A 20098-nucleotide genomic window follows, 5' to 3' on the forward strand; every position below is an offset into this window, starting at 1 on the left:
AGCCCGCGTGGAATCAGAAGTCAGTCGAGTCCATCTCAGTCATGATCCACGCACATTGCACGACGACCCGTTACTCGACGGGTTGTTGGCTCTCTGCGCCCTGCACCAGAAGCCCGCCAGTGCGGCGATGCTGACCACCGGTCTGCCATTGCCGGCACAGCAACTGACCGCCGACTTGCTGGCCCGGGCTGCAGCCCGCGCCGGTTTGCAAGGGCGGCTGCTGCAACGCAAGCTCGATTCGATCCCCCCGATTGCCATGCCGGCGCTGCTGTTGCTCAAGGATGGCCGTAGCGCCGTGCTGCTCGGCTGGCAGGGTGAGGACGAGGCGCAGGTGCTGCTCAGCGAAAGCGATGGCGGTGAAACCATCGTCAAGCGCCAGGCGTTGGCCGATGACTACACCGGTAAAGTGTTCTTTGCCCAGCCCCAACACAAATTCGATGTCAGCCACGGCACCCTGATCCCCCGGGCCCGCTCCTGGTTTCGTGACACCCTCAAGCGTTCGCGCTGGCTCTACGCCGATGCCATCGCCGCCAGTTTCCTGATCAACCTGATTGCCATGGCAGCGCCGCTGTTCGTGATGAACGTCTACGACCGCGTCGTGCCCAACCAGGCCACCGCCACCCTGTGGGTGCTGGCGACCGGTATTTTCATCGCCTACGTCTTCGACCTGGTCCTCAAGAGCCTGCGCAGCCTGTGCCTGGACCTGGCCGGCAAGAAAACCGACCTGATCATCTCGGCCACGTTGTTCGAGCGGATCGTCGGTATGTCGATGAAGTACCGCCCGGCACGGGTCGGCAGCTTCGCCCAGAACATCCACGAGTTTCAGAGCCTGCGTGATTTCCTCGCCTCCCTGACGCTCACCAGCCTGATCGACTTGCCGTTTACCCTGCTGATATTCATGGTGATCGCGATCCTCGGCGGGCATCTGGTGTGGATCCCCATGCTGGCCTTCCCGATTGCCCTGGGCATCGGCTACCTGCTGCAAAAGCCGCTGGTCGCCACCATGGAACGCACCATGGCCCTGGCCTCCGAGCGCCAGTCGAGCCTGATCGAAACCCTGGCTGGGCTGGATGCGGTCAAGGTCAACAACGCTGAAAGCGAGCGCCAATACCAGTGGGAGCAAACCATTGGCACCCTCAGCCGCCTTGAATTGCGGGTGAAAATGCTCTCTGGGCTGTCGATGAACATCACCCTGCTGATCCAGCAATTGGCGGGTGTGATCATGATTGTCTTCGGGGTCTACCAGATCATCGACGGCCACCTCAGCATGGGCGGCCTGATTGCCTGCTACATGCTCAGTGGCCGCGCCCTCAGCCCGCTGGCGTCGCTGTCGGGCCTGATGACCCGCTACCAGCAAGCCAAGGTCACCATGGTCTCCACCGACCAGATGATGGAGCTGCCCCAAGAGCGCAACTTCGAAGAACGCCCTTTGAGCCGCCGTACCCTGCAGGGCGCCATCGAGTGCCGGGGCCTGAATTTCACGTACCCCAACCAGCAGAACATGGCACTCAAGAACATCAACCTGGTGATCAAGCCCGGCGAGAAGATCGGCATCATCGGGCGCAGCGGCTCGGGTAAAAGCTCCCTGGCCAAACTGATCGTGGGCCTCTACCAACCCGACTCCGGCGCCTTGCTGGTGGACGGCGTGGACATTCGCCAGATCGACGTCAGCGAACTGCGCCACAACGTCGGTTATGTGCCCCAGGACATCCAACTGCTGGCCGGCACCCTGCGCGACAACCTGGTCTCCGGCGCCCGTTACGTTGAAGACGAAGTGGTACTGCAAGCCGCTGAGCTGGCGGGCGTCCACGAATTTGCCCGCTTGCATCCACAAGGCTACGAGCTGCAAGTGGGCGAGCGCGGCCAGAACCTCTCTGGCGGCCAGCGACAAAACGTCGCCCTGGCCCGCGCCCTGTTGCTCAACCCGCCTATCCTGCTGCTGGACGAACCAACCAGCGCCATGGACAACACCGGTGAAGAACGCTTGAAACAGCGCCTGCAAGCCGTTGTGGAAAACAAGACCGTGGTGCTGGTGACGCACCGTGCGTCGCTGTTGTCCCTGGTGGACCGTTTGTTGGTCATCGACCGTGGGCAAATCCTTGCCGATGGCCCGAAAGCCGTAGTGATGGAAGCGTTGAAGAAGGGGCAGATCAGTGTTGCGTAAATTCAAGGACGCGGTCCGTCGCTATTTCATTGGTTCCGATTCGCTGGATGGCCAGCCACTGCCAGAGGTCAAGAAGGCCCTGATCGAAGATGCCCCGCGTGTGGTGCGGTTGACCATCTGGGGGATCATCGGGTTTTTCCTGTGCATGCTGCTGTGGGCCGGTTTTGCCAAGGTCGACGAAGTGACACGCGGTGATGGCAAGGCTATTCCATCCTCCAAGTTGCAGAAGATCCAGAACCTTGAGGGCGGCATCGTCGCCGAGCTGTACGTCAAGGAAGGGCAGATCGTCGAGGCTGGCGCGCCACTGATCCGCCTGGACGACACACGCTTTGTCTCCAACGCCGGTGAAACCGAGGCCCAGCGCCTGTCGCTGTTGCTGCGCATCGAACGCTTGAACGCCCAGGTCGAAGACCGGCCATTGAACATCCCTGAAGACGTGCGTGCCGCTGCGCCCACCCAGGCCATCAACGAGCAGTCGCTGTATGAAAGCCGGCGCCAGCAGTTCAAGGATGAAATCGGCGGTTTGCAGGAACAACTGACCCAGCGCCAGCAGGAGATGCGCGAATACACCTCCAAGCAAGGCCAGTACCGTAACCAACTGTCGTTGCAGCGCCAGGAAATCAACATGTCCGAACCCCTGGTCGCCCAGGGCGCGGTGTCGCCGGTGGAAGTGCTGCGCCTCAAGCGCGCAGAAATGGAAACCCGTGGGCAACTGGACGCTACCACCTTGGCCATCCCCCGTGCCGACTCGGCGATCAAGGAAGTACAACGCAAGATCGACGAAACGCGTGGTAAATACCGCAGTGAAGCGCTGACCGAGCTCAACGAGGCACGCACTGACCTGAACAAGGCCCAGGCCACCGGCAAAGCTCTCGAAGACCGCGTGAGCCGGACCCTGGTCACCTCGCCGGTGCGCGGGATCGTCAAGCAACTGTTGGTCAATACCATTGGCGGCGTGATCCAGCCCGGCAGCGACATGGTTGAAATCGTGCCGCTGGATGACACCTTGCTGGTAGAAGCCAAGATCCGCCCGCAAGACATCGCCTTCCTGCACCCGGGGCAAGAAGCCGTGGTCAAGTTCACCGCCTATGACTACACCATCTACGGCGGCCTCAAGGCCAAGCTGGAGCGCATCGGTGCCGACACCATCACCGATGAAGACAAGAAAACCACCTACTACATGATCACCTTGCGCACCGACCGCAGCCACCTGGGCACCGATGAGAAGCCACTGATCATCATCCCCGGCATGGTCGCCTCGGTCGACATCATCACCGGCAAGAAGACCATCCTCAGCTACCTGCTCAAGCCCATCATCAAGGCCCGGGCCGAGTCGCTGCAGGAGCGTTGATTTTCGGTGTCTGGGCGGGCCCTTTCGCGAGCAAGCCCGCTCCCACATTCGACTGCATTCCCATGTTGGAAATCGGTCGAATGTGGGAGCGGGCTTGCTCGCGAAGGGGCCCTCAACCTCCCCACAGCTTCCGGCCTTTATCCTCAAAAGGCCATATCGTTATTCTCTAACGGTATTTAAATTTAAATTCTTATATCTATAAAGTCACTCTCCTGACTGCCAGGGAGTGATCACATGTCCACCGCCACAGCCGCCTTACCCATCGCCCAAACCTTCGACATCCGCCCATTCCCCGGCAGCGTAGGCGCCGAGATCATTGGCCTGGATCTGTCGCGCCCGGTCAACGACCAGGACTTCGCCCGCATCCACCGCGCGCACCTGGACCACCATGTGGTGGTGTTCCGCGACCAGCGCATTACCCCCGAGCAACAGATCGCCTTCAGTCGCCGCTTCGGCGTGTTGCAGATCCATGTGCTCAAACAGTTCCTGCTGGCCAACCACCCGGAAATCCTCATCGTTTCCAACATCATTGAAAACGGCCAGTCCATCGGCCTGGGCGACGCGGGCAAATTCTGGCACTCGGACCTGTCATACAAGGAACTGCCGAGCCTGGGCTCGATGCTCCACGCTCAGGAACTGCCGTCCGAAGGCGGCGACACGCTGTTTGCCGACATGCACAAAGCCTGGGACCAGTTGCCCGAGCATCTGCGCAAGGCCGTGGAAGGTCGCAGCGCTGCGCATTCGTACACCGCGCGCTACAGCGAAACCAAATTCGAAGGCAACTGGCGCCCGACCCTGACCCCCGAACAACTGGCCCAGGTCGCCGAAGTGGTGCACCCGGTGGTGCGTACCCACCCGGAAAACGGGCGCCAGGCGCTGTTCGTCAGCGAAGGCTTCACCACCCGTATCGTCGGCCTGCCCGAGGACGAAAGCCGCGATCTGCTGGCCCAACTCTTCGCCCACAGCATCCACCCGCACAACATCTACCGCCACAGCTGGCAGCCCCACGACCTGGTGTTCTGGGACAACCGCTCGCTGATCCACCTGGCCGCCGGTTGCCCCAGCCACCTGCGTCGCAAACTGTTTCGCACCACCATCCAGGGCGACGCCCCCTTCTGATTCGGAGCATGACCATGTCCAGGAAAACCCCCTTTGCACGATTGGCCGCCACCGTTGGCCTTGGCGTCAGCCTGTTGGCCGGCAGTCTGGTTGCTCCCACTGTCGCCCAGGCCGAAGGCGAGATTCGCATTGCCGAGCAGTTCGGCATCGTTTACTTGCTGCTCAATGTGGTGCGCGACCAGAACCTGATCGAAAAATACGGCAAGCAGGAAGGTATCGACATCAAGGTCGACTGGACCCAATTGTCCGGTGGCGCGGCGGTCAATGACGCACTGCTGTCTGGCTCCATCGACATTGCCGGCGCCGGTGTCGGCCCGCTGCTGACCATCTGGGACCGCACCCATGGCAAGCAGAACGTCAAGGCCGTGGCTTCCCTGGGCAACTTCCCTTACTACCTGGTCAGCAACAATCCCAAGGTCAAGACCATCGCCGACTTCACCGAAAAAGACCGCATCGCGGTACCGGCCGTGGGGGTTTCCGTGCAGTCGCGGTTCCTGCAATACGCGGCGGCCAAGCAATGGGGCGACAAGGAATTCAATCGCCTGGATAAATACACCATCGCCGTCCCGCACCCGGACGCCACGGCTGCGCTGATCGCCGGCGGTACCGAGCTGACCGGGCACTTCTCCAACCCGCCGTTCCAGGACCAGGCCCTGGCCAACCCGAACGTGCATGTGGTGCTCAACACCTATGACCTGTTGGGGCCGAACTCGCCGACCGTGCTGTTCGCCACCGAGAAGTTTCGCAACGACAACCCGAAAACCTACAAAGCCTTTATCGATGCACTGACCGAGGCCGCGCAGTTTGCGCAGAACGACAAGGGCGCCGCTGCCGACACCTACATCCGCGTGACCAAGGCCAAGATCGACCGTGCCGCGCTGCTGAAAATCATCGACAACCCGCAATTCGAATTCAGCGTCACCCCGAAAAACACCTACCCGCTGGCCGAGTTCCTCTACCGCGTGGGCGCGATCAAGAACAAACCCGAGTCGTGGAAGGATTACTTCTTCCAGGATGCCAAGCCGCTGCAAGGGAGCTGAGATGAACGCACCCTTGCAAGGCCACACGGCCAGCAACCTGAACACCACTGAGGCGCTGCTCTCGGTGGATCACGTCAGCCTTGAATACCGCACGCCCGAACGGGTAGTGCGGGCCACCCACCAGGTCAGTTTCGAGATCGATCCGGCCGACCGTTTTGTACTGCTGGGGCCTTCGGGCTGCGGCAAGTCCACGCTGCTCAAGGCGGTAGCCGGTTTTATCAAACCCTGCGAAGGCGAAATTCGCCTGGTAGGGCAGAAGGTCGAGCAGCCGGGCCCGGATCGCATCGTGGTGTTCCAGGAGTTCGACCAGTTGCCGCCGTGGAAAACCGTCAAGCAGAACGTGATGTTCCCGCTGCTGGCGTCCAAGACCCTCAAGCGTCGCGAGGCCGAAGAACGGGCGTTGTACTACCTCGACAAGGTCGGCTTGAGCGCCTTTGCCGACGCCTATCCCCACACCCTGTCCGGTGGCATGAAGGCCCGCGTGGCGATTGCCCGGGCATTGGCCATGCAGCCGAAAATCCTGTTGATGGACGAACCGTTCGCCGCCCTCGACGCCCTGACCCGGCGCAAGATGCAAGAGGAGTTGCTGCTGCTGTGGGAGGAGGTGCGTTTTACCTTGCTGTTCGTCACCCACTCCATCGAAGAGGCCTTGGTGGTGGGTAACCGCATCCTGCTGCTGTCGCCCCATCCAGGGCGTGTGCGCGCCGAAATCCACAGCCATCAATATGACCTGCACAGCCTTGGCGGTGTGGAGTTCCAGGCGTCGGCGCGGCGTATTCATCGCCTGTTGTTCGATGAAACGCCCGAGGCAGAAACCGAATTGGATTTTGCCGATATCCGCATCGCTTATTGAAGGACTGTGCCCATGCGCCAGGAATATGAAATCACCCTGCAACCGCTGCCCGGCGTGCCCGTGGAGCGTGCCTTACCCCTGCGCCAGCGCCTGTGGCAACAAGGCTGGTTGCGCAAAGGCTTGATCCTGATCGTGCTGGCGCTCCTCTGGGAAGCAGCGGCGCGCTATCAGAACAACGACCTGCTGCTGCCCAGTTTCCTGCAGACCTTCCACGCCTTCTACGACGGCATTGCCAGTGGCGAGCTGTTGGGTAAGGTCAGTATCTCGCTGGTGGTGCTGCTCAAGGGCTACCTGATCGGGATTGTCCTGGCATTCGCCCTGACCACGTTGGCGGTTTCGACCCAGATGGGCCGTGACCTGCTGAGCACCCTGACTTCGATGTTCAACCCGCTGCCGGCGATTGCCCTGCTGCCATTGGCGTTGCTGTGGTTTGGCCTGGGGCAGAACAGCCTGATTTTTGTGTTGGTGCACTCGGTGCTGTGGGCCCTGGCACTCAACACTTACTCGGGGTTTATGGGCGTGTCGGAAACCCTGCGCATGGCCGGCCGCAACTACGGCCTCAAGGGCATCCGCTTTGTGCTGTTTATCCTGATTCCGGCGGCGTTGCCGTCGATCCTCGCCGGGCTGAAGATTGGCTGGGCCTTTGCCTGGCGCACGCTGATCGCCGCCGAACTGGTGTTCGGCGCGACCAGCGGCAAGGGTGGCCTGGGCTGGTACATCTTCCAGAACCGCAACGAGCTGTACACCGACAAGGTCTTCGCGGGGCTGGCGGTGGTGATCCTTATCGGCCTGCTCGTAGAGAACCTGGTGTTCGACACCCTGGAGCGCGTCACCGTGAAGCGCTGGGGCATGCAGCGATAAACCCTTGCGCGGGCCTGGAGCCCCTCGCCACCGGGCAGTACCGGTAAAGCCTGCTACGATTGCGTGCGCTGTACTCCAAACCCATCATGAGTGCTTGGCATGCAATTACCGGATATGAACCTGTTGGTGGCCCTCGACGCTTTGCTCGACGAGGGCAGCGTGGTGGGCGCCGCGCGGCGGATGAACCTCAGCCCGGCCGCCATGAGCCGAACCCTGACGCGCATCCGCGAAGCGGTGGGCGATCCGATCCTGGTGCGCGCCGGGCGCGGCCTGGTGCCTACGCCCAAGGCCCTGGAGTTGCAAGGCCAGGTACGCAATGTGGTGGAGCAGGCGGCGTTGTTGTTTCGTTCGGCGGATGAAGTCGACCTGAGCACCCTGCGCCGGCGCTTCAGCGTGCGCGCCAATGACTTTTTTGTCGGCGTGTATGGCGGGCGGTTGTTCGACACCATGGAGCGGATGGCACCCCATTGCGAGCTGCGGTTCGTCCCCGAAGGCGACAGCGACGACGAAGCCCTGCGCGAAGGGCGCCTGGACTTGCGCGTCGGCAACACCATGCCGATCACCCCGGAAGTGAAGGTGCAGAACCTGTTCTCCACCACCTTCGTCGGCCTGGCCCGCGAAGGCCACCCGCTGTTCGACGAAGAAATCACCGCCGCACGCTTTGCCAGCTACTCCCATATCAGCATTTCCCGGCGCGGTATTGCCCGTGGGCCGATCGACACCGCCCTCAATGCCCAGGGCCTGGAACGCCGGGTGGCGATGATCGCGCCAGGGTTTCACGGCGCGATGTTCATGCTGCCCGACTCCGACCTGATCCTGCCGGTGCCCAAGGAAGCGCTGTACAGCGCCAATCGCCTGAAACTGCCGCTGCGCGCATTCACCTTGCCGATCTCCCTGCCGACCCTGGTGCTGACCCAGGCCTGGCACCCGCGTTTCGACAAAGACCCGGCGCACAAATGGCTGCGTGAAACCATGCGCGAAAGCTGTGCGGCGACTTGGCGTGAAGCCCAGCCCACCTGACAACTTCGATCCAAATATGTGGAGCTAGCCTAGCTTGTGTGGGAGCTGGCTTGCCTGCGATAGGGGTGTGTCAGCTAAGGCATCTGTCACTGGTACACCGCTATCGCAGGCAAGCCTGCTCCCACATTCAATCATTGCGTCTGATGCAGTTATAACCTTCCCATAAGTCAGTTTTCGTCATGTCTAAGCCTTATTAAACTGCTCGGGTATTCTATTTTCGAGTTGTACCTTCATGACTTCCCTCGCTGCCCCCGCTCCCTTGGCTGCAGCCAAACCCGCCGCCGTCAGCCCCCCTGTGTTTGGCCCGCGGATCATCATCGGCCTGGTCGGCGTGCTGCTGGCGGTTCTGGTTTCGGGCCTGAACGAAATGGTGACCAAGGTCGCCCTCGCCGATATCCGCGGTGCGCTGTACATCGGGTTTGACGAAGGCACCTGGCTGGTTGCTGCCTACACGGCCACCTCCGTCTCGGCCATGGCCTTTGCGCCGTGGTGTTCGGTGACGTTTTCGCTGCGCCGCTTCACCCTGTGGGCCATCGGCCTGTTCACCCTGCTGGGGGTGCTGTGCCCTCTGGCACCGAACTACGAAAGCCTGCTGCTGCTGCGTACCGTGCAAGGCCTGGCCGGTGGCGCTCTACCGCCGATGCTGATGACCGTGGCCCTGCGCTTTTTGCCGGCCAACGTCAAACTCTACGGCCTGGCCGGCTACGCCCTGACCGCCACCTTCGGCCCCAGCCTTGGCACACCGCTGGCGGCGCTGTGGACCGAGTATGTCGGTTGGCAGTGGGCGTTCTGGCAGATCGTCGCACCGTGCCTGCTGGCGATGGCCGCCGTGGCCTACGGCCTGCCCCAGGATCCGTTACGCCTGGAGCGCCTCAAGCAATTCAACTGGCGCGGCCTGCTGCTGGGGTTCCCGGCGATCTGCATGCTGGTGATCGGCATCTTGCAGGGCAATCGTCTGGACTGGTTCGAGTCGCCGCTGATCACCACGCTGCTGGTGGGCGGGGTGCTGTTGCTGGTGCTGTTCATGATCAATGAATGGTCACACCCGATGCCGTTCTTCAAGTTGCAGATGCTCGGCCTGCGCAACCTGTCGTTTGCCTTGATCGTGCTGGCCGGGGTGCTGGTGGTGCTGCAGGCGGTGATCATCCTGCCGTCCAGCTACCTGGCGCAGGTGCAGGGCTATCGGCCGCTGCAGACCGCGCCGGTAATGCTGGTCATGGCCCTGCCGCAGTTGATCGCCCTGCCGCTGGTAGCGGCCCTGTGCAACCTGCGCTGGGTGGATTGCCGCTGGGTGCTGGGGATTGGCCTGGGCATGCTGACCCTCTCGTGTATCGGTGGCGCGCAACTGACCTCGGCGTGGATCCGGGATGAGTTCTACGTGCTGCAACTGCTGCAGATTTTCGGGCAGCCGATGGCGGTGTTGCCGCTGTTGATGCTGTCTACCGGCAGCATCGTGCCCACCGACGGGCCGTTCGCCTCGGCCTGGTTCAACACGGTCAAGGGCCTGGCCGCCGTGGTCGCCACCGGCGTGATCGAGGTACTGACCACCCACCGCCTGCATTTCCACTCGACCATGCTGGTGGACGCCCTGGGTAACTCGCCCCTGGCCGACGGCGATGCCACGGGCCTGGCCCATCGGCTGCACCAGCAGGCCGTGGTGCTGACGTCTTCGGATCTCTATTACGTCATGGCCGGTGTCGCGGTGGCGTTGATCCTGCTGATTTTCTGGATGCCGACGCGGATTTTCCCGCCGCGCGCACCCGCCTGATTGTTGACTGAAACAAAGGATTCCCATGAAACGTAAAGACCAGATTGCCGTGACTGTTATCGCCGTGTGCGCCGTGGGCGTGCTGGTGTACCTGCTGGCGCCGGGCGTGTTTGGCAGCAAGCGCCAGACCACCAACGACGCCTTCGTCGCTGCCGACTACACCCTGGTGGCGCCACGGGTGGCCGGGTTTATCAAAGAGGTGCTGGTAGAGGACAACCAACAGGTCAAGGCCGGGCAGTTGCTGGCGCTGATCGATGACCGCGACTTGCGCGCCGCCGCCCAGGCCGCCGATGCCGAGACCCTGATGGCCCAGGCCCAACTGAAAAACGCAGTAGCCACCCTTGAGCGGCAAAGCTCGGTGATCGCCCAGGCCCAGGCCACCGTGGCCGCCGATCGCGCCGAAGTGGCCTTTGCCGAACACGAATTGAGCCGCTACAACCACCTTGCCGGTGTCGGCGCCGGCACTGTGCAGAACGCCCAGCAAGCCAAGACCCGCATCGACCAGGCCAATGCGCGCCTAGCCAACGCCACAGCGGTACTGGCCGCCGAACGCAAGCAGGTGGAAATCCTCAGCGCCCAGCGCGATGCAGCTGAAGGCGGTTTGAAGCGGGCCCAGGCCGCGCTGGAAATGGCCAGTTATCAGCTGTCGTACACACGCATCGTCGCGCCGGTGGACGGCATGGTCGGCGAGCGTGCGGTGCGGGTCGGGGCCTTTGTCACACCCGGCAGCAAGATCCTCGCCGTGGTGCCGCTGGCCGACGCGTATGTGGTGGCCAATTTCCAGGAAAACCAACTGTCCCACATGCATGCCGGCCAAACGGTTGAAGTGCGGGTCGACAGCCTCGACGGTGAAGTGCTCCAGGGCCACCTGGAAAGCCTGGCGCCGGCCACGGGCGTGACCTTCGCCTCGGTCAAGCCAGACAACGCCACCGGCAACTTCACCAAGGTGGTGCAGCGTATTCCGGTGAAAATCCTCCTGGAGCCAGGGCAGGCGCATATTCATCGCCTGCGGGTCGGTATGTCGGTGGAGGCCAGCGTCAACACCCAGCCCAGTGCGCAGCAACGTGAGGTGGCGCAGCAATGAGAAAACTCGCGCTGCTTACTCTGAGCATGATCAGCCTGTGCGCTTGCACCGTCGGCCCGGACTTTAAACGGCCCGACACCCAGTCGGCGACGCAATGGGCCGAGCCCCAGGGCCGCCAGGCCGCCAGCCGCGCGGTCAGCGACCCGTTGGAGGAACAGTGGTGGGACGTGTTCCACGACCGGCAATTGTCGGCCCTGGTGCGCCGGGCACTGAGCGACAACCTCGACTTGAAACTGGCCAGCAGCCGCCTGCAACAGAGCCGTGCGGTGCGCCAGGTGACGACCGCCGGGCGCTATCCAGAGGTCAGCGCCGATGGCAACTACGGCCGCAAACGCAACAGCGCCAATGGCCTGAGCGACCCGTCCGGCAACAACGGCCGTTCGGCCTTCAACCTGTGGGACGCCGGTTTTGCCGCTTCCTGGGAGCTGGATTTCTGGGGCCGGGTAAGGCGCGAAACCGAAGCTGCCGACGCCACCCTGCAAGTGGCCGAAAACGACCGCCGCAGCGTACTCCTGTCGGTGCTGGCCGAGACCGCCCAGGACTACATCCAACTGCGCGGCGTGCAAAGCACCCGTGCGGTCACCGAGCAAAACCTCGACGTGGCGCGCCGTAGCCTGAAACTCTCGCAACTGCGTTTGGCCGATGGCGTGGCGACCCACCTGGATGTCGCTGAAGCCGCTGCGCAAGTGGCCGCCATCGAAGCGCGACTGCCGGATTTGCAGCAGCGCCAGGACCAGTTGATCAACGCCCTGAGCCTGTTGATGGGCCAGGCGCCGCAAGCCTTGCATGCGCAACTGTCGCAGGACGGCGCAGTGCCCCAGACCCAGCGCCAGGTTGCGATTGGCCTGCCGTCGCAACTGGCACAGCGCCGCCCGGACATCCGCCAGGCCGAAGCACGCCTGCATGCGGCGACCGCCAGCATTGGCGTGGCCAAGGGTGACTTCTACCCGCGTATCACCCTGTCGGGCAGCCTCGGTTCCCAGGCCATGCAATTGTCGGATCTGGGCTCCTGGGGTTCACGCACCTTTGCCTTCGGCCCGTCGCTGAGCCTGCCGCTGTTCAACGGTGGCCGCCTGCAAGGCATGCTCGACCTGCGCGAGGCCCAGCAGCAGGAAGCGGCTCTGGCTTACCAGCAGACCGTGCTGCGCGCCTGGCATGAGATCGACGACCAGTTGACCCGCTACAACGCCAGCCAACTGCGCCGCGACAGCCTCGCCGAAGCGGTGCGCCAGAACCAGATCGCCCTGGACACCGCGCAGCACCAGTACGTCGAAGGGGTGGTGGATTTCGTCAACGTGCTCACGGTGCAGAGCGCCTTGCTGGCGACCCAGGAACAATGGGTGGAAAGCTCCACCGGCGTGTCCCTGGCCATGGTCGGCCTGTACAAGGCACTGGGCGGAGGCTGGGAGTCGGTGTACCCGTTGTCCAGCTAGATCCTGTTGGTTTGGTAATGGGCTTGTTGTGTTGAACTGGCTTGTGGTGGTGAGCGGGCTTGGTGTGGCGAGCGGGCTTGCCCCGCGCTGGGCTGCGCAGCAGCCCCAACAACACACCGCTGTTTTCCAGACACACCGCGCAGATAGGTTTTAGGGCTGCTGCGCAGCCCAGCGCGGGGCAAGCCCGCTCGCCACACCAAACCGGCTCACCACAATAAGCCTGCGGGGCACAATCTGGGGGCTCTGAAAACAAAGATTTTGCCAGTCGCGACACAAGCTGTAATGATAATTGCTCTCAATAATGTATCCGAGCGATTCATGGACACCGCGACTGACGGCCAGCAACAGCTTCATCTCCTGTACCGCGACCATCATGGCTGGCTGCAAGGCTGGCTGCGCAAGCGCCTGGGCGACCGTGAGCACGCCGCCGATGTGGCCCAGGACACGTTCCTGCGCCTGTTGGTGTCCGGGCGTTTTCCCGGGGCCAAGGAAAGCCGCAGCTACCTGACGCAGATCGCGCGCAACCTGGTGATCGACCAATGGCGGCGCCTGCGCATCGAGCGCGCCTATCTGGAAAGCATCGCGCACTTGCCCGAGCCGCAGTCGCCGTCACTGGAGACCCGCGCCCTGATCCTCGAAACCCTGATGCAGATCGACGCCATGCTCGACCGCATGCCCGAGAACGTGCGCCGCGCGTTCCTGTTGTCGCAGTTCGAAGGCCTGACCTACGCGCAGATCGCCGAACGCCTGGGGGTGACGATCAGCTCGGTGCAGAAGTACATGACCCGCGCGATCATCGCCTGCTACCAGGTGGCCTACGAAGAATGAGAGCCCGCCATGACGCGCCGATTGCCCCGGCTGTGGTCGAGCAGGCCAGCGAGTGGTTGATGCTGCAGTGGGGCGGCGAATTCGACGGGGCCCAGCGCCAGGCCTTTGCCCATTGGCAGGCTGCCGACCCGGAGCATCGCCGCGCCTGGCAGCGTTTGCAGCAGTTACAGCAGACCTTGGGCGGCGTGCCCGCCGACAGCGCCCGTGCGGTGTTGCGCGACGCGCCAGACCCCCAGCGTCGGGCCGCGTTGAAACTGCTCGGGTTGCTGCTGGTGGCCGGTGGCAGCGGTTATTGGGTCCAGGGCAGCCAGCCCTGGCAGGCGGCCTTTGCCGAGCATCGCACCGCCACCGGCGAGATTCGTCACCTGACCTTGAGCGACGGCACCCACCTGGACCTCAACAGCGACAGCGCCATCGACCTGCGCTTCAGTGCCACTGAGCGGCGCATCCGCCTGATTCGTGGCGAGATCCTTTTGACCAGCGGCCACGACCCATCCCGCCCGTTGATCGTCGAGACCGCCGCCGGCGATATCCAGGCCCTGGGCACCCGGTTTGCCGTGCGCGAACTGGACGACGGTAGCCGCGTTGATCTGTATGAAGGGCGCTTGCAGGTGCGCCCGGTGCAGGGTGTGCCAGTGCTGATGAACGCGGGGGACAGCCTGTGGTTCAGCGCAACCCAGACCTCGGCGGTGACCGCGCTGGATGCCAACGCCAGCAGTTGGACCCAGAATCGCCTGATCGCCGAGCGCCAGCCGCTAGGGCGCTTTGTCGCTGAACTGAGCCGCTATCGGCCAGGGGTTTTGCGTTGCGATGAATCGGTGTCGGGCCTGTTGCTGACGGGCGTATTTCCCCTGAATGACACCGACGCGATCCTCGCAGCGCTGGAGCGCTCGCTACCGGTGCAGGCACAGGCGGTGACCCGTTACTGGGTCACCATCAAACCCAGGGCCTGACACACCGCCATCGCCGGCAAGCCGGCTCCTACAGGGTCTTTGAAAAAAATCTGATTTTCTTTTGTCGGTTTTCCAATCCCGTGCGGGATACCTCTTGAAAGCCAATCAAGAAGCGTTCTCACGGGGGAGTCCTGCAATGCCGCACCACCCAATCCAACCTCTGGCCCGCGCCCTGCGCCGTGGCCTGTTTATCAGTGTGCTGGCGACTGTTCCGGTCGTCCCGACCATGGTTCAGGCCCAGGAGAGCGCCGGCGAAGCCTTGCGCCAATACAACATCCCCGCCGGCAGCCTGGACCAGGCGTTGAACCGTTTCGCCAGCGCCTCGGGGATTTTGCTCTCGGTGGATGCGGCACTGACTTCTGGCAAACGCAGCCCTGGCTTGCAAGGTCGCTATGCCACCGGGCCTGGATTGGAGCAGTTGTTGGCGGGCAGCGGCCTGGTGGCGATGCAATCCGCGGGTGGCTGGTCGGTGCAGGCGATTTCGGGGGACGGCTCGGTGCAATTGGGCGCGACGCGGATCAGCGCCCAGCAGGCCCAGGAGAACGCCTGGGGCCCGGTCGACGGCATCGTCGCCACGCGTAGCGCCACGGGCAGCAAGACCGATGCGGCACTGGTGGAAATCCCCCAGACCATCAACGTCATCACCGCCGCCGAAATCAAGGCGCGCGGTGCGCAAAGCGTGACCCAGGCGTTGCTCTACACCCCAGGCATGAGCGCCGGCGGTTTTTCCGACCGGGTGAAGCTGTTCGATGAGCCGACCTCCCGTGGTTTCTCGCCAACGCCCCTGTACCTCGACGGCCTGCACTTGCCGTACGGCGGTGGCAGTACCGGCGGTGCGTTGCAGATCGAGCCCTATTCCCTGGAGCGCATCGAAGTGCTCAAGGGCCCGGCATCGGTGCTGTACGGGCACAACCAGCCGGGCGGCATCGTCAATATGGTCAGCAAGCGCCCCAGCGAGACGCCGGTGCGCCAGGTGGTGCTCGAAGCCGGCACCTACGAGCACAAGAGCGCGGCCCTCGACCTCAGTGGCCCGTTGGATGACCAAGGCCAATTCTTCTATCGCCTTACTGGACGACTCAAGGACGAACAGGGCGAGATCGACTACTTCGAAAACAAGCGCCAATTCATCGCGCCCAGCCTGACCTGGCGACCCAATGACGACACCAGCCTGACCCTCTTCGCCCAATATCAGAAAGACAAGGGCGTGCCCGAAGCCCAGGGGCTGCCGGCCTCCGGGACGATCTGGAAAAACCCGAACGGCAAGATCGACCGTGATCTGTTTATCGGTGAGCCAGGCGTCAACAAATACAACCGCGAACAGGTCGCCTTCGGCTACGAGTTGTCCCATCGCTTGAACGACACCTGGACCCTCAAGCAAAACGCGCGCTATGCCGAAGTGGACGACCGCTACGTGGCGCCGTTGCACGGCTATCGGTTTGTCGCCAACCCGGCCACCGGCGCCATGGATCAACGCTACCTGCAGCGCTTCGGTGTGGATTGGCGGCAGAACAACAAAGTCATCGGCGTGGATAACATCGCCCAGGCCGAGTTCAACACTGGCGAGTTTTCCCACACCCTGATCGTGGGCCTGGACTACTACCATTTCAATTCCAAGTTCCTCGGCCTCTACGACCGCAATCCGCCGATCATCGACCTGTTCACGCCGGTCTACGGCCAGCCGCTGAATTTTGGCCAGCCGTACCGCTGGGACAACACCATCACCCAGACCGGCCTGTATGTGCAGGACCAGATCAAGTGGGACAAGTGGGCGCTGGTGCTGGGCGGGCGTTATGACTGGGCCAACGTGGTCAACAAGGTGCCGCTGAGCGGCGACCGCACCAGCAGCAAGGACCAGGCATTCACGGGGCGCGCGGGCCTGGTATACCTGTTCGATAACGGCCTGGCGCCGTTTATCAGCTACTCGGAATCCTTCCTGCCGCTGTCCGGCACCGATGCCAACCAGAAGCCCTTCGACCCGTCCACCGGCAACCAGTATGAAGTCGGCGTGAAGTACCAGCCGCCGGGCCAGGAAAGTTTTGTGCAGGTCTCGGTCTACCAACTGGACCAGGAAAACATCCTGACGGCCATTCCGCTCACCAACTTCAGCAGCCAGAGCGGCGCCATGCGTTCGCGCGGCGTCGAGTTCGAAGCCAAGGCGGTGTTGAGTGACGCTTGGGATGTGGTCGCTTCGGCGGCGCGCAACGACATCAAGTACACCAAGGACAACGAAGGTCGCGAAGGCCGCCACCCGGCGGGCATCTCACCCCTGACGGCGGCGTTGTGGGTCAACTACACGGTGATCGGCGACAGCCCCCTGGCCGGCCTCGGCGCAGGCCTGGGTGCCCGCTACTCGCGCAGCAGCATGGGTGACTATTTTGTCGGCGCCTTCACGGTGCCGTCCTACACCGTCTACGATGCCAGCCTGAGCTACGACCTGGGCGCCTCGCCCCTCAAGCTCAAAGGCGTGAAGCTGGCGATGAATGTGCAGAACCTCGCCAATAAAACCTATGTGTCGCAGTGCACCAGCGACCTGGACTGCTACTACGGCGAAGGGCGCACGGTGGTGTCGAGCCTGACCTACGACTGGTAAGGCACAACCCTGTAGGAGCCGGCAAGCCGGCTCCTACAGGTTGATCAGTGGGGATTCTGCAAAAACACCACATACCCGCGAAACCACTCACTCTCCTGCAAATACGCCGGCTCCTGCCAATCCCCGCCCTGGATCAAGCCGATCTTGAACGGTAGCCCCAGCCGGTTCATCCGTGGCAGGTACGCCGCGTAGTCCGGGATGCTGTGGCGCCCCTGGTAGGTCTGCACCACCACTTCATCCACTACGCCGTTGAGCTGGGCGATGGCGGCCGGGTCGGCGTTGCTGCTCCAGTCCATCAGGCCGGTGATGCTCAGGCGCAAATCCCTTGGCAGGCGCTGGCGCAGGTCCTTGAGGAAGTCGGCGTATTCGTGCAGGTATTGGGTGCGGGCATCGAAGTCGATCTGGATGCCCACCACCGGATTGCCTGCGGCTTTCCAGCGCTGCACTTGTGCCAGCAATTTTGTGTAGACCGGCTCTGGCCAACGCAGGGTGTGGGCGCGGTAGACCACCCACACCTCACCCTGGCGGATGCGCGGCACGCTTATGCCCTGGGCGATGAACTGCACGCCAAGGCTGGGTTGGCGGCGGGTCGAATTGATCTGGCCCTGGAGGATGTACAGGGTCTTGGCCTGCTTGAGCACCGGCTGTGGGGCGACGCCGCTCCACAACCAGAAAGCGTCATAGTCGTGGGCGTCGACGGTGGCGAAGGCCGGGCTCGCCAACAGCAGCAAGCCTAGCCACAGGTGTTTCACCAGTAGTACTGCAGCGACTTGCCCCACTGCGTGTCGGCAAACCCGGTTTTCAACTGGCGGAACCAGCCTTTGCGCACCGCTTTGTCGACGTCTTCGCCACCGCAGCTGTTATAGCCCGAAGGTGCATAGCAGTTGATCGCCCGGAACAGCGCATAAGCCTTGTCGTCTCGAGGCGCCTTGGGGTTGGCGATCACCTGCTTATAGCCATCGAGCCGCGAGAAGGTTTCACCGCTGAAACCCGATGCGGTACTGCCCAGGCTGCCGGCCGAGCGCGCCTCTTCCAGGGGCATGCCGTCCAGGCCGTTGCGCAGGATGAACTCACCCAGGCAGTTGAGGGCGTGTGGGTTTTTCGCGTCGTTTTGCAAGGTGCTGGCGGTTTGCGCGATGGTCGGGCAGGTGTAGCCGGACGGCGCCTTGTCGCCGCTCCAGCGGAACAAGGTCAGCGCCTGGCCACCGTCGTACACATAGCCCAGGCTAGTGCCGATTTTATCTGCGGCAGGCGAGGCCGGCAGTTGCTGCAAATCCTCGGCAAACGTCGCGAACTGGCCGCGCAACAGGTCTTTGTAAAGCAATACAAATTGCGCGGTACTGCGCTCCAGCGGGTCGCTGGCCTGGCTGATCTGCTGGCGCAGCAACTCGGGGCCGGCGACGCTGCGTAGCAGGATATAGCGCACTTGCGCAGTCTGGATCGGCGAGTCGGCGGCGAACACCTTGGCCAATTGGCCGCTGCGTTCGTAGTTCATCGCCAGGGCCAATTCCAGTTGCTCGCGCTGCAACGGTTGCTTGGCCAGTGGCAGCAGTTGCAGCCACAGCGTTTCTGCGCCTTTCCAGTCGTTCTTGGCTTCCAGGGCCAGGCCGCGCAGGGTTTGCTGGCTGAATGCCAAGTAATCCAGGCTCGCTGGCAGCGTTGGCGGCAGATGTTTCAGCGCCGTGTCCGGCTGGTGCTCGACATACAGGGCAAACGCCGCCTGCAGGTAGTCGTACAGCGCCGGCTCGTTGGCAAATTCAGCCTTCTGGGCGTCGAGGGTGGCGCGGGTCAGCTTGGGCGGGTTGTTGGCGCGCATCCACATCAGGTCGTTGATCGCCAGCAACAGCGGGTTGCGGATGGTCTCGGCGTAGCTGGTCAGCAGCTTGTTGTCGGTTTCTTCCACCAGTTCATCGATAGACCCATTGCGCTCGGCATCGCTGGCCTCGGTCAGTTGCCAGGCGTAGTCGTCGGCCAGCTTGGCCGCATCGCCGGCCAGCCAATGGACCCGACGCAGCAGGCCGCGAGCGGAGGCCGCGTAGTCGCCCTGTGGATAAGTCTTCAGGTAGCTGAGAAAACTGTGCTCGGCTTCATCCAGGGCCGACTTATCCACAGCCTGGCGCTGGGGCAGGCCGTATTCATCGAAGGCGTTTTCCTGGGCATGGTTGAGCGACGCGCGGGCGATCATGTACACCGCCGTTTCCTTCAGCCACGGCAACGTGGTCACGGTGACGGCGGCAAACCCACGCTCGGCATACACAAAGCGCCCGCTGTAAAAGTCGGCAGCGGCGAGCAGGTAGGTGGTCAGTTCACGGCCCTGGGTGGATGCAATCAACTGGGGTTCGAGCAGCACTTCGCCCTGCCAGTCGCAGGTGCCAAGTAATTTCAAGCGTGCATTGGCCAGCAGCACCCGCTCATTCGCCGGCACATCGGCCTTGATCACTTGGCGTACAAATTCGGTGGCGCTCTGCACATTGTTGCTGCGACAGCGGCTGCCTTCGCCCCACAAAAACTGATCGCCTGCCGCTGCCGTGGCCTCGCGCTGGATGCCCAGCGAGGCCAGCAGTTGCGCAAGCTCCGCGCCTTGTTCCTCAGGCGCCTGCCCCTCGGGAGGGCGGGGCACCAGGCGATACACCGGGAACGGGACCGGGCCAAAGCCCTGGGCCAGGTCATCTTCGCCCAGAGCATTGGGGGTCAGGGGCGCGTTCTTTTTCGCCGCGAGCAATAGGCGCAGGTTGGTCCGGCTGTCATTGCCGGGGCTCAGAAAAGGCATGTTGCTACAGGCGGTCAGCGAATCCTGGGAGACGCGCCAGTCGGGGTAGCAGGAGTCGTCGCCACTGGCCTGGGCCTGCAGGGAAACGCCGGCACACAGTGCCAGGGCCAGGGATGACAGAAGACCGATGCGCATGAATTGTCCTTATTCCGAGTGTCCGCGAATGCCGCTGGGCAAAGGTGAAGATGATAGCGTGAACATTGCAAGATGTTGCACCGGTGGCAGCCATTCGCTGAGTTTTATCGGTCTAGACTGTGGGCAATT

15 protein-coding genes are annotated in these 20098 nt (G+C 62.9%); 13 read left to right on the forward strand and 2 right to left on the reverse strand.

The features are described from left to right. Nucleotides 1-7: 7 nt before the first annotated feature. The 13 genes from FIV38_RS06065 to FIV38_RS06125 all read left to right on the forward strand — a co-directional run bounded on the left by FIV38_RS06065 (nt 8) and on the right by FIV38_RS06125 (nt 17064). The gene (locus tag FIV38_RS06065; RefSeq protein ID WP_092232573.1) at nt 8-2164 is read left to right on the forward strand and encodes a type I secretion system permease/ATPase; all 2157 of its coding nucleotides are present in this window, start codon (nt 8-10) and stop codon (nt 2162-2164) included. Further along, complete coding sequence (locus FIV38_RS06070) at nt 2154-3515, forward strand: HlyD family type I secretion periplasmic adaptor subunit (protein ID WP_029298775.1); 1362 nt, start codon at nt 2154-2156, stop codon at nt 3513-3515. The genes FIV38_RS06065 and FIV38_RS06070 overlap by 11 nt, the downstream gene beginning before the upstream one ends. Nucleotides 3516-3749: 234 nt before the next feature. Further along, the gene (locus FIV38_RS06075; RefSeq protein ID WP_092232576.1) at nt 3750-4634 is read left to right on the forward strand and encodes a TauD/TfdA dioxygenase family protein; all 885 of its coding nucleotides are present in this window, start codon (nt 3750-3752) and stop codon (nt 4632-4634) included. Between the two features lie 14 nt (nt 4635-4648). Further along, a complete protein-coding gene (locus FIV38_RS06080; protein WP_029298779.1) occupies nt 4649-5674 on the forward strand; it encodes an ABC transporter substrate-binding protein in 1026 nt (341 codons plus the stop codon). A 1-nt stretch (nt 5675) separates the two neighbouring features. After that, nucleotides 5676-6527: an ABC transporter ATP-binding protein gene (locus FIV38_RS06085; protein WP_029298781.1), complete on the forward strand. Its 852-nt coding sequence runs from the start codon at nt 5676-5678 to the stop codon at nt 6525-6527. Nucleotides 6528-6539: 12 nt separating this feature from the next. After that, on the forward strand, nt 6540-7388 hold the full coding sequence (locus FIV38_RS06090; RefSeq protein WP_092232580.1) for an ABC transporter permease: 849 nt from the start codon (nt 6540-6542) through the stop codon (nt 7386-7388). Nucleotides 7389-7487: 99 nt separating this feature from the next. Continuing rightward, nucleotides 7488-8408 carry a LysR family transcriptional regulator gene (locus FIV38_RS06095; protein WP_092232583.1) on the forward strand — a complete coding sequence of 307 codons (921 nt, stop codon included), beginning with the start codon at nt 7488-7490 and terminating at the stop codon, nt 8406-8408. Nucleotides 8409-8640: 232 nt separating this feature from the next. Then, nucleotides 8641-10176: an MFS transporter gene (locus FIV38_RS06100; RefSeq protein WP_092232585.1), complete on the forward strand. Its 1536-nt coding sequence runs from the start codon at nt 8641-8643 to the stop codon at nt 10174-10176. 25 nt (nt 10177-10201) lie between these two features. Continuing rightward, nucleotides 10202-11260, forward strand: coding sequence for an HlyD family secretion protein (locus FIV38_RS06105; protein WP_092232588.1), 1059 nt, complete (start codon nt 10202-10204; stop codon nt 11258-11260). Next, nucleotides 11257-12693 (forward strand): efflux transporter outer membrane subunit, encoded by a 1437-nt coding sequence (locus FIV38_RS06110; RefSeq protein ID WP_092232591.1) that lies wholly within the window; start codon nt 11257-11259, stop codon nt 12691-12693. The genes FIV38_RS06105 and FIV38_RS06110 overlap by 4 nt, the downstream gene beginning before the upstream one ends. Before the next feature lie 318 nt (nt 12694-13011). Continuing rightward, nucleotides 13012-13521, forward strand: coding sequence for a sigma-70 family RNA polymerase sigma factor (locus FIV38_RS06115; RefSeq protein WP_029298794.1), 510 nt, complete (start codon nt 13012-13014; stop codon nt 13519-13521). Then, nucleotides 13518-14474, forward strand: a complete 957-nt coding sequence (locus tag FIV38_RS06120; RefSeq protein ID WP_092232593.1) for a FecR domain-containing protein — start codon at nt 13518-13520, stop codon at nt 14472-14474. The genes FIV38_RS06115 and FIV38_RS06120 overlap by 4 nt, the downstream gene beginning before the upstream one ends. Nucleotides 14475-14610: 136 nt before the next feature. After that, a complete protein-coding gene (locus tag FIV38_RS06125) occupies nt 14611-17064 on the forward strand; it encodes a TonB-dependent siderophore receptor (protein ID WP_092232596.1) in 2454 nt (817 codons plus the stop codon). A gap of 44 nt (nt 17065-17108) precedes the next feature. Here the strand turns inward: FIV38_RS06125 and FIV38_RS06130 are convergent, their stop codons facing one another. Continuing rightward, nucleotides 17109-17816 carry a DUF3142 domain-containing protein gene (locus tag FIV38_RS06130; RefSeq protein ID WP_092232599.1) on the reverse strand — a complete coding sequence of 236 codons (708 nt, stop codon included), beginning with the start codon at nt 17814-17816 and terminating at the stop codon, nt 17109-17111. Continuing rightward, nucleotides 17813-19969, reverse strand: a complete 2157-nt coding sequence (locus tag FIV38_RS06135) for a PA5441 family protein (RefSeq protein WP_092232602.1) — start codon at nt 19967-19969, stop codon at nt 17813-17815. Before FIV38_RS06135 ends, FIV38_RS06130 begins: the two co-directional genes overlap by 4 nt. Nucleotides 19970-20098 lie beyond the last annotated feature (129 nt).

Source organism: Pseudomonas proteolytica (assembly GCF_007858275.1).
Classification (GTDB): domain Bacteria; phylum Pseudomonadota; class Gammaproteobacteria; order Pseudomonadales; family Pseudomonadaceae; genus Aquipseudomonas; species Aquipseudomonas proteolytica.

Coding starts and splice junctions, on each gene's coding strand:
- FIV38_RS06135 (WP_092232602.1), bottom strand. CDS start 19,969: ATGCGCATCGGTCTTCTGTCATCCCTGGCCCTGGCACTGTGTGCCGGC.
- FIV38_RS06085 (WP_029298781.1), top strand. CDS start 5,676: ATGAACGCACCCTTGCAAGGCCACACGGCCAGCAACCTGAACACCACT.
- FIV38_RS06095 (WP_092232583.1), top strand. CDS start 7,488: ATGCAATTACCGGATATGAACCTGTTGGTGGCCCTCGACGCTTTGCTC.
- FIV38_RS06075 (WP_092232576.1), top strand. CDS start 3,750: ATGTCCACCGCCACAGCCGCCTTACCCATCGCCCAAACCTTCGACATC.
- FIV38_RS06120 (WP_092232593.1), top strand. CDS start 13,518: ATGAGAGCCCGCCATGACGCGCCGATTGCCCCGGCTGTGGTCGAGCAG.
- FIV38_RS06115 (WP_029298794.1), top strand. CDS start 13,012: ATGGACACCGCGACTGACGGCCAGCAACAGCTTCATCTCCTGTACCGC.
- FIV38_RS06110 (WP_092232591.1), top strand. CDS start 11,257: ATGAGAAAACTCGCGCTGCTTACTCTGAGCATGATCAGCCTGTGCGCT.
- FIV38_RS06090 (WP_092232580.1), top strand. CDS start 6,540: ATGCGCCAGGAATATGAAATCACCCTGCAACCGCTGCCCGGCGTGCCC.
- FIV38_RS06100 (WP_092232585.1), top strand. CDS start 8,641: ATGACTTCCCTCGCTGCCCCCGCTCCCTTGGCTGCAGCCAAACCCGCC.
- FIV38_RS06125 (WP_092232596.1), top strand. CDS start 14,611: ATGCCGCACCACCCAATCCAACCTCTGGCCCGCGCCCTGCGCCGTGGC.
- FIV38_RS06080 (WP_029298779.1), top strand. CDS start 4,649: ATGTCCAGGAAAACCCCCTTTGCACGATTGGCCGCCACCGTTGGCCTT.
- FIV38_RS06105 (WP_092232588.1), top strand. CDS start 10,202: ATGAAACGTAAAGACCAGATTGCCGTGACTGTTATCGCCGTGTGCGCC.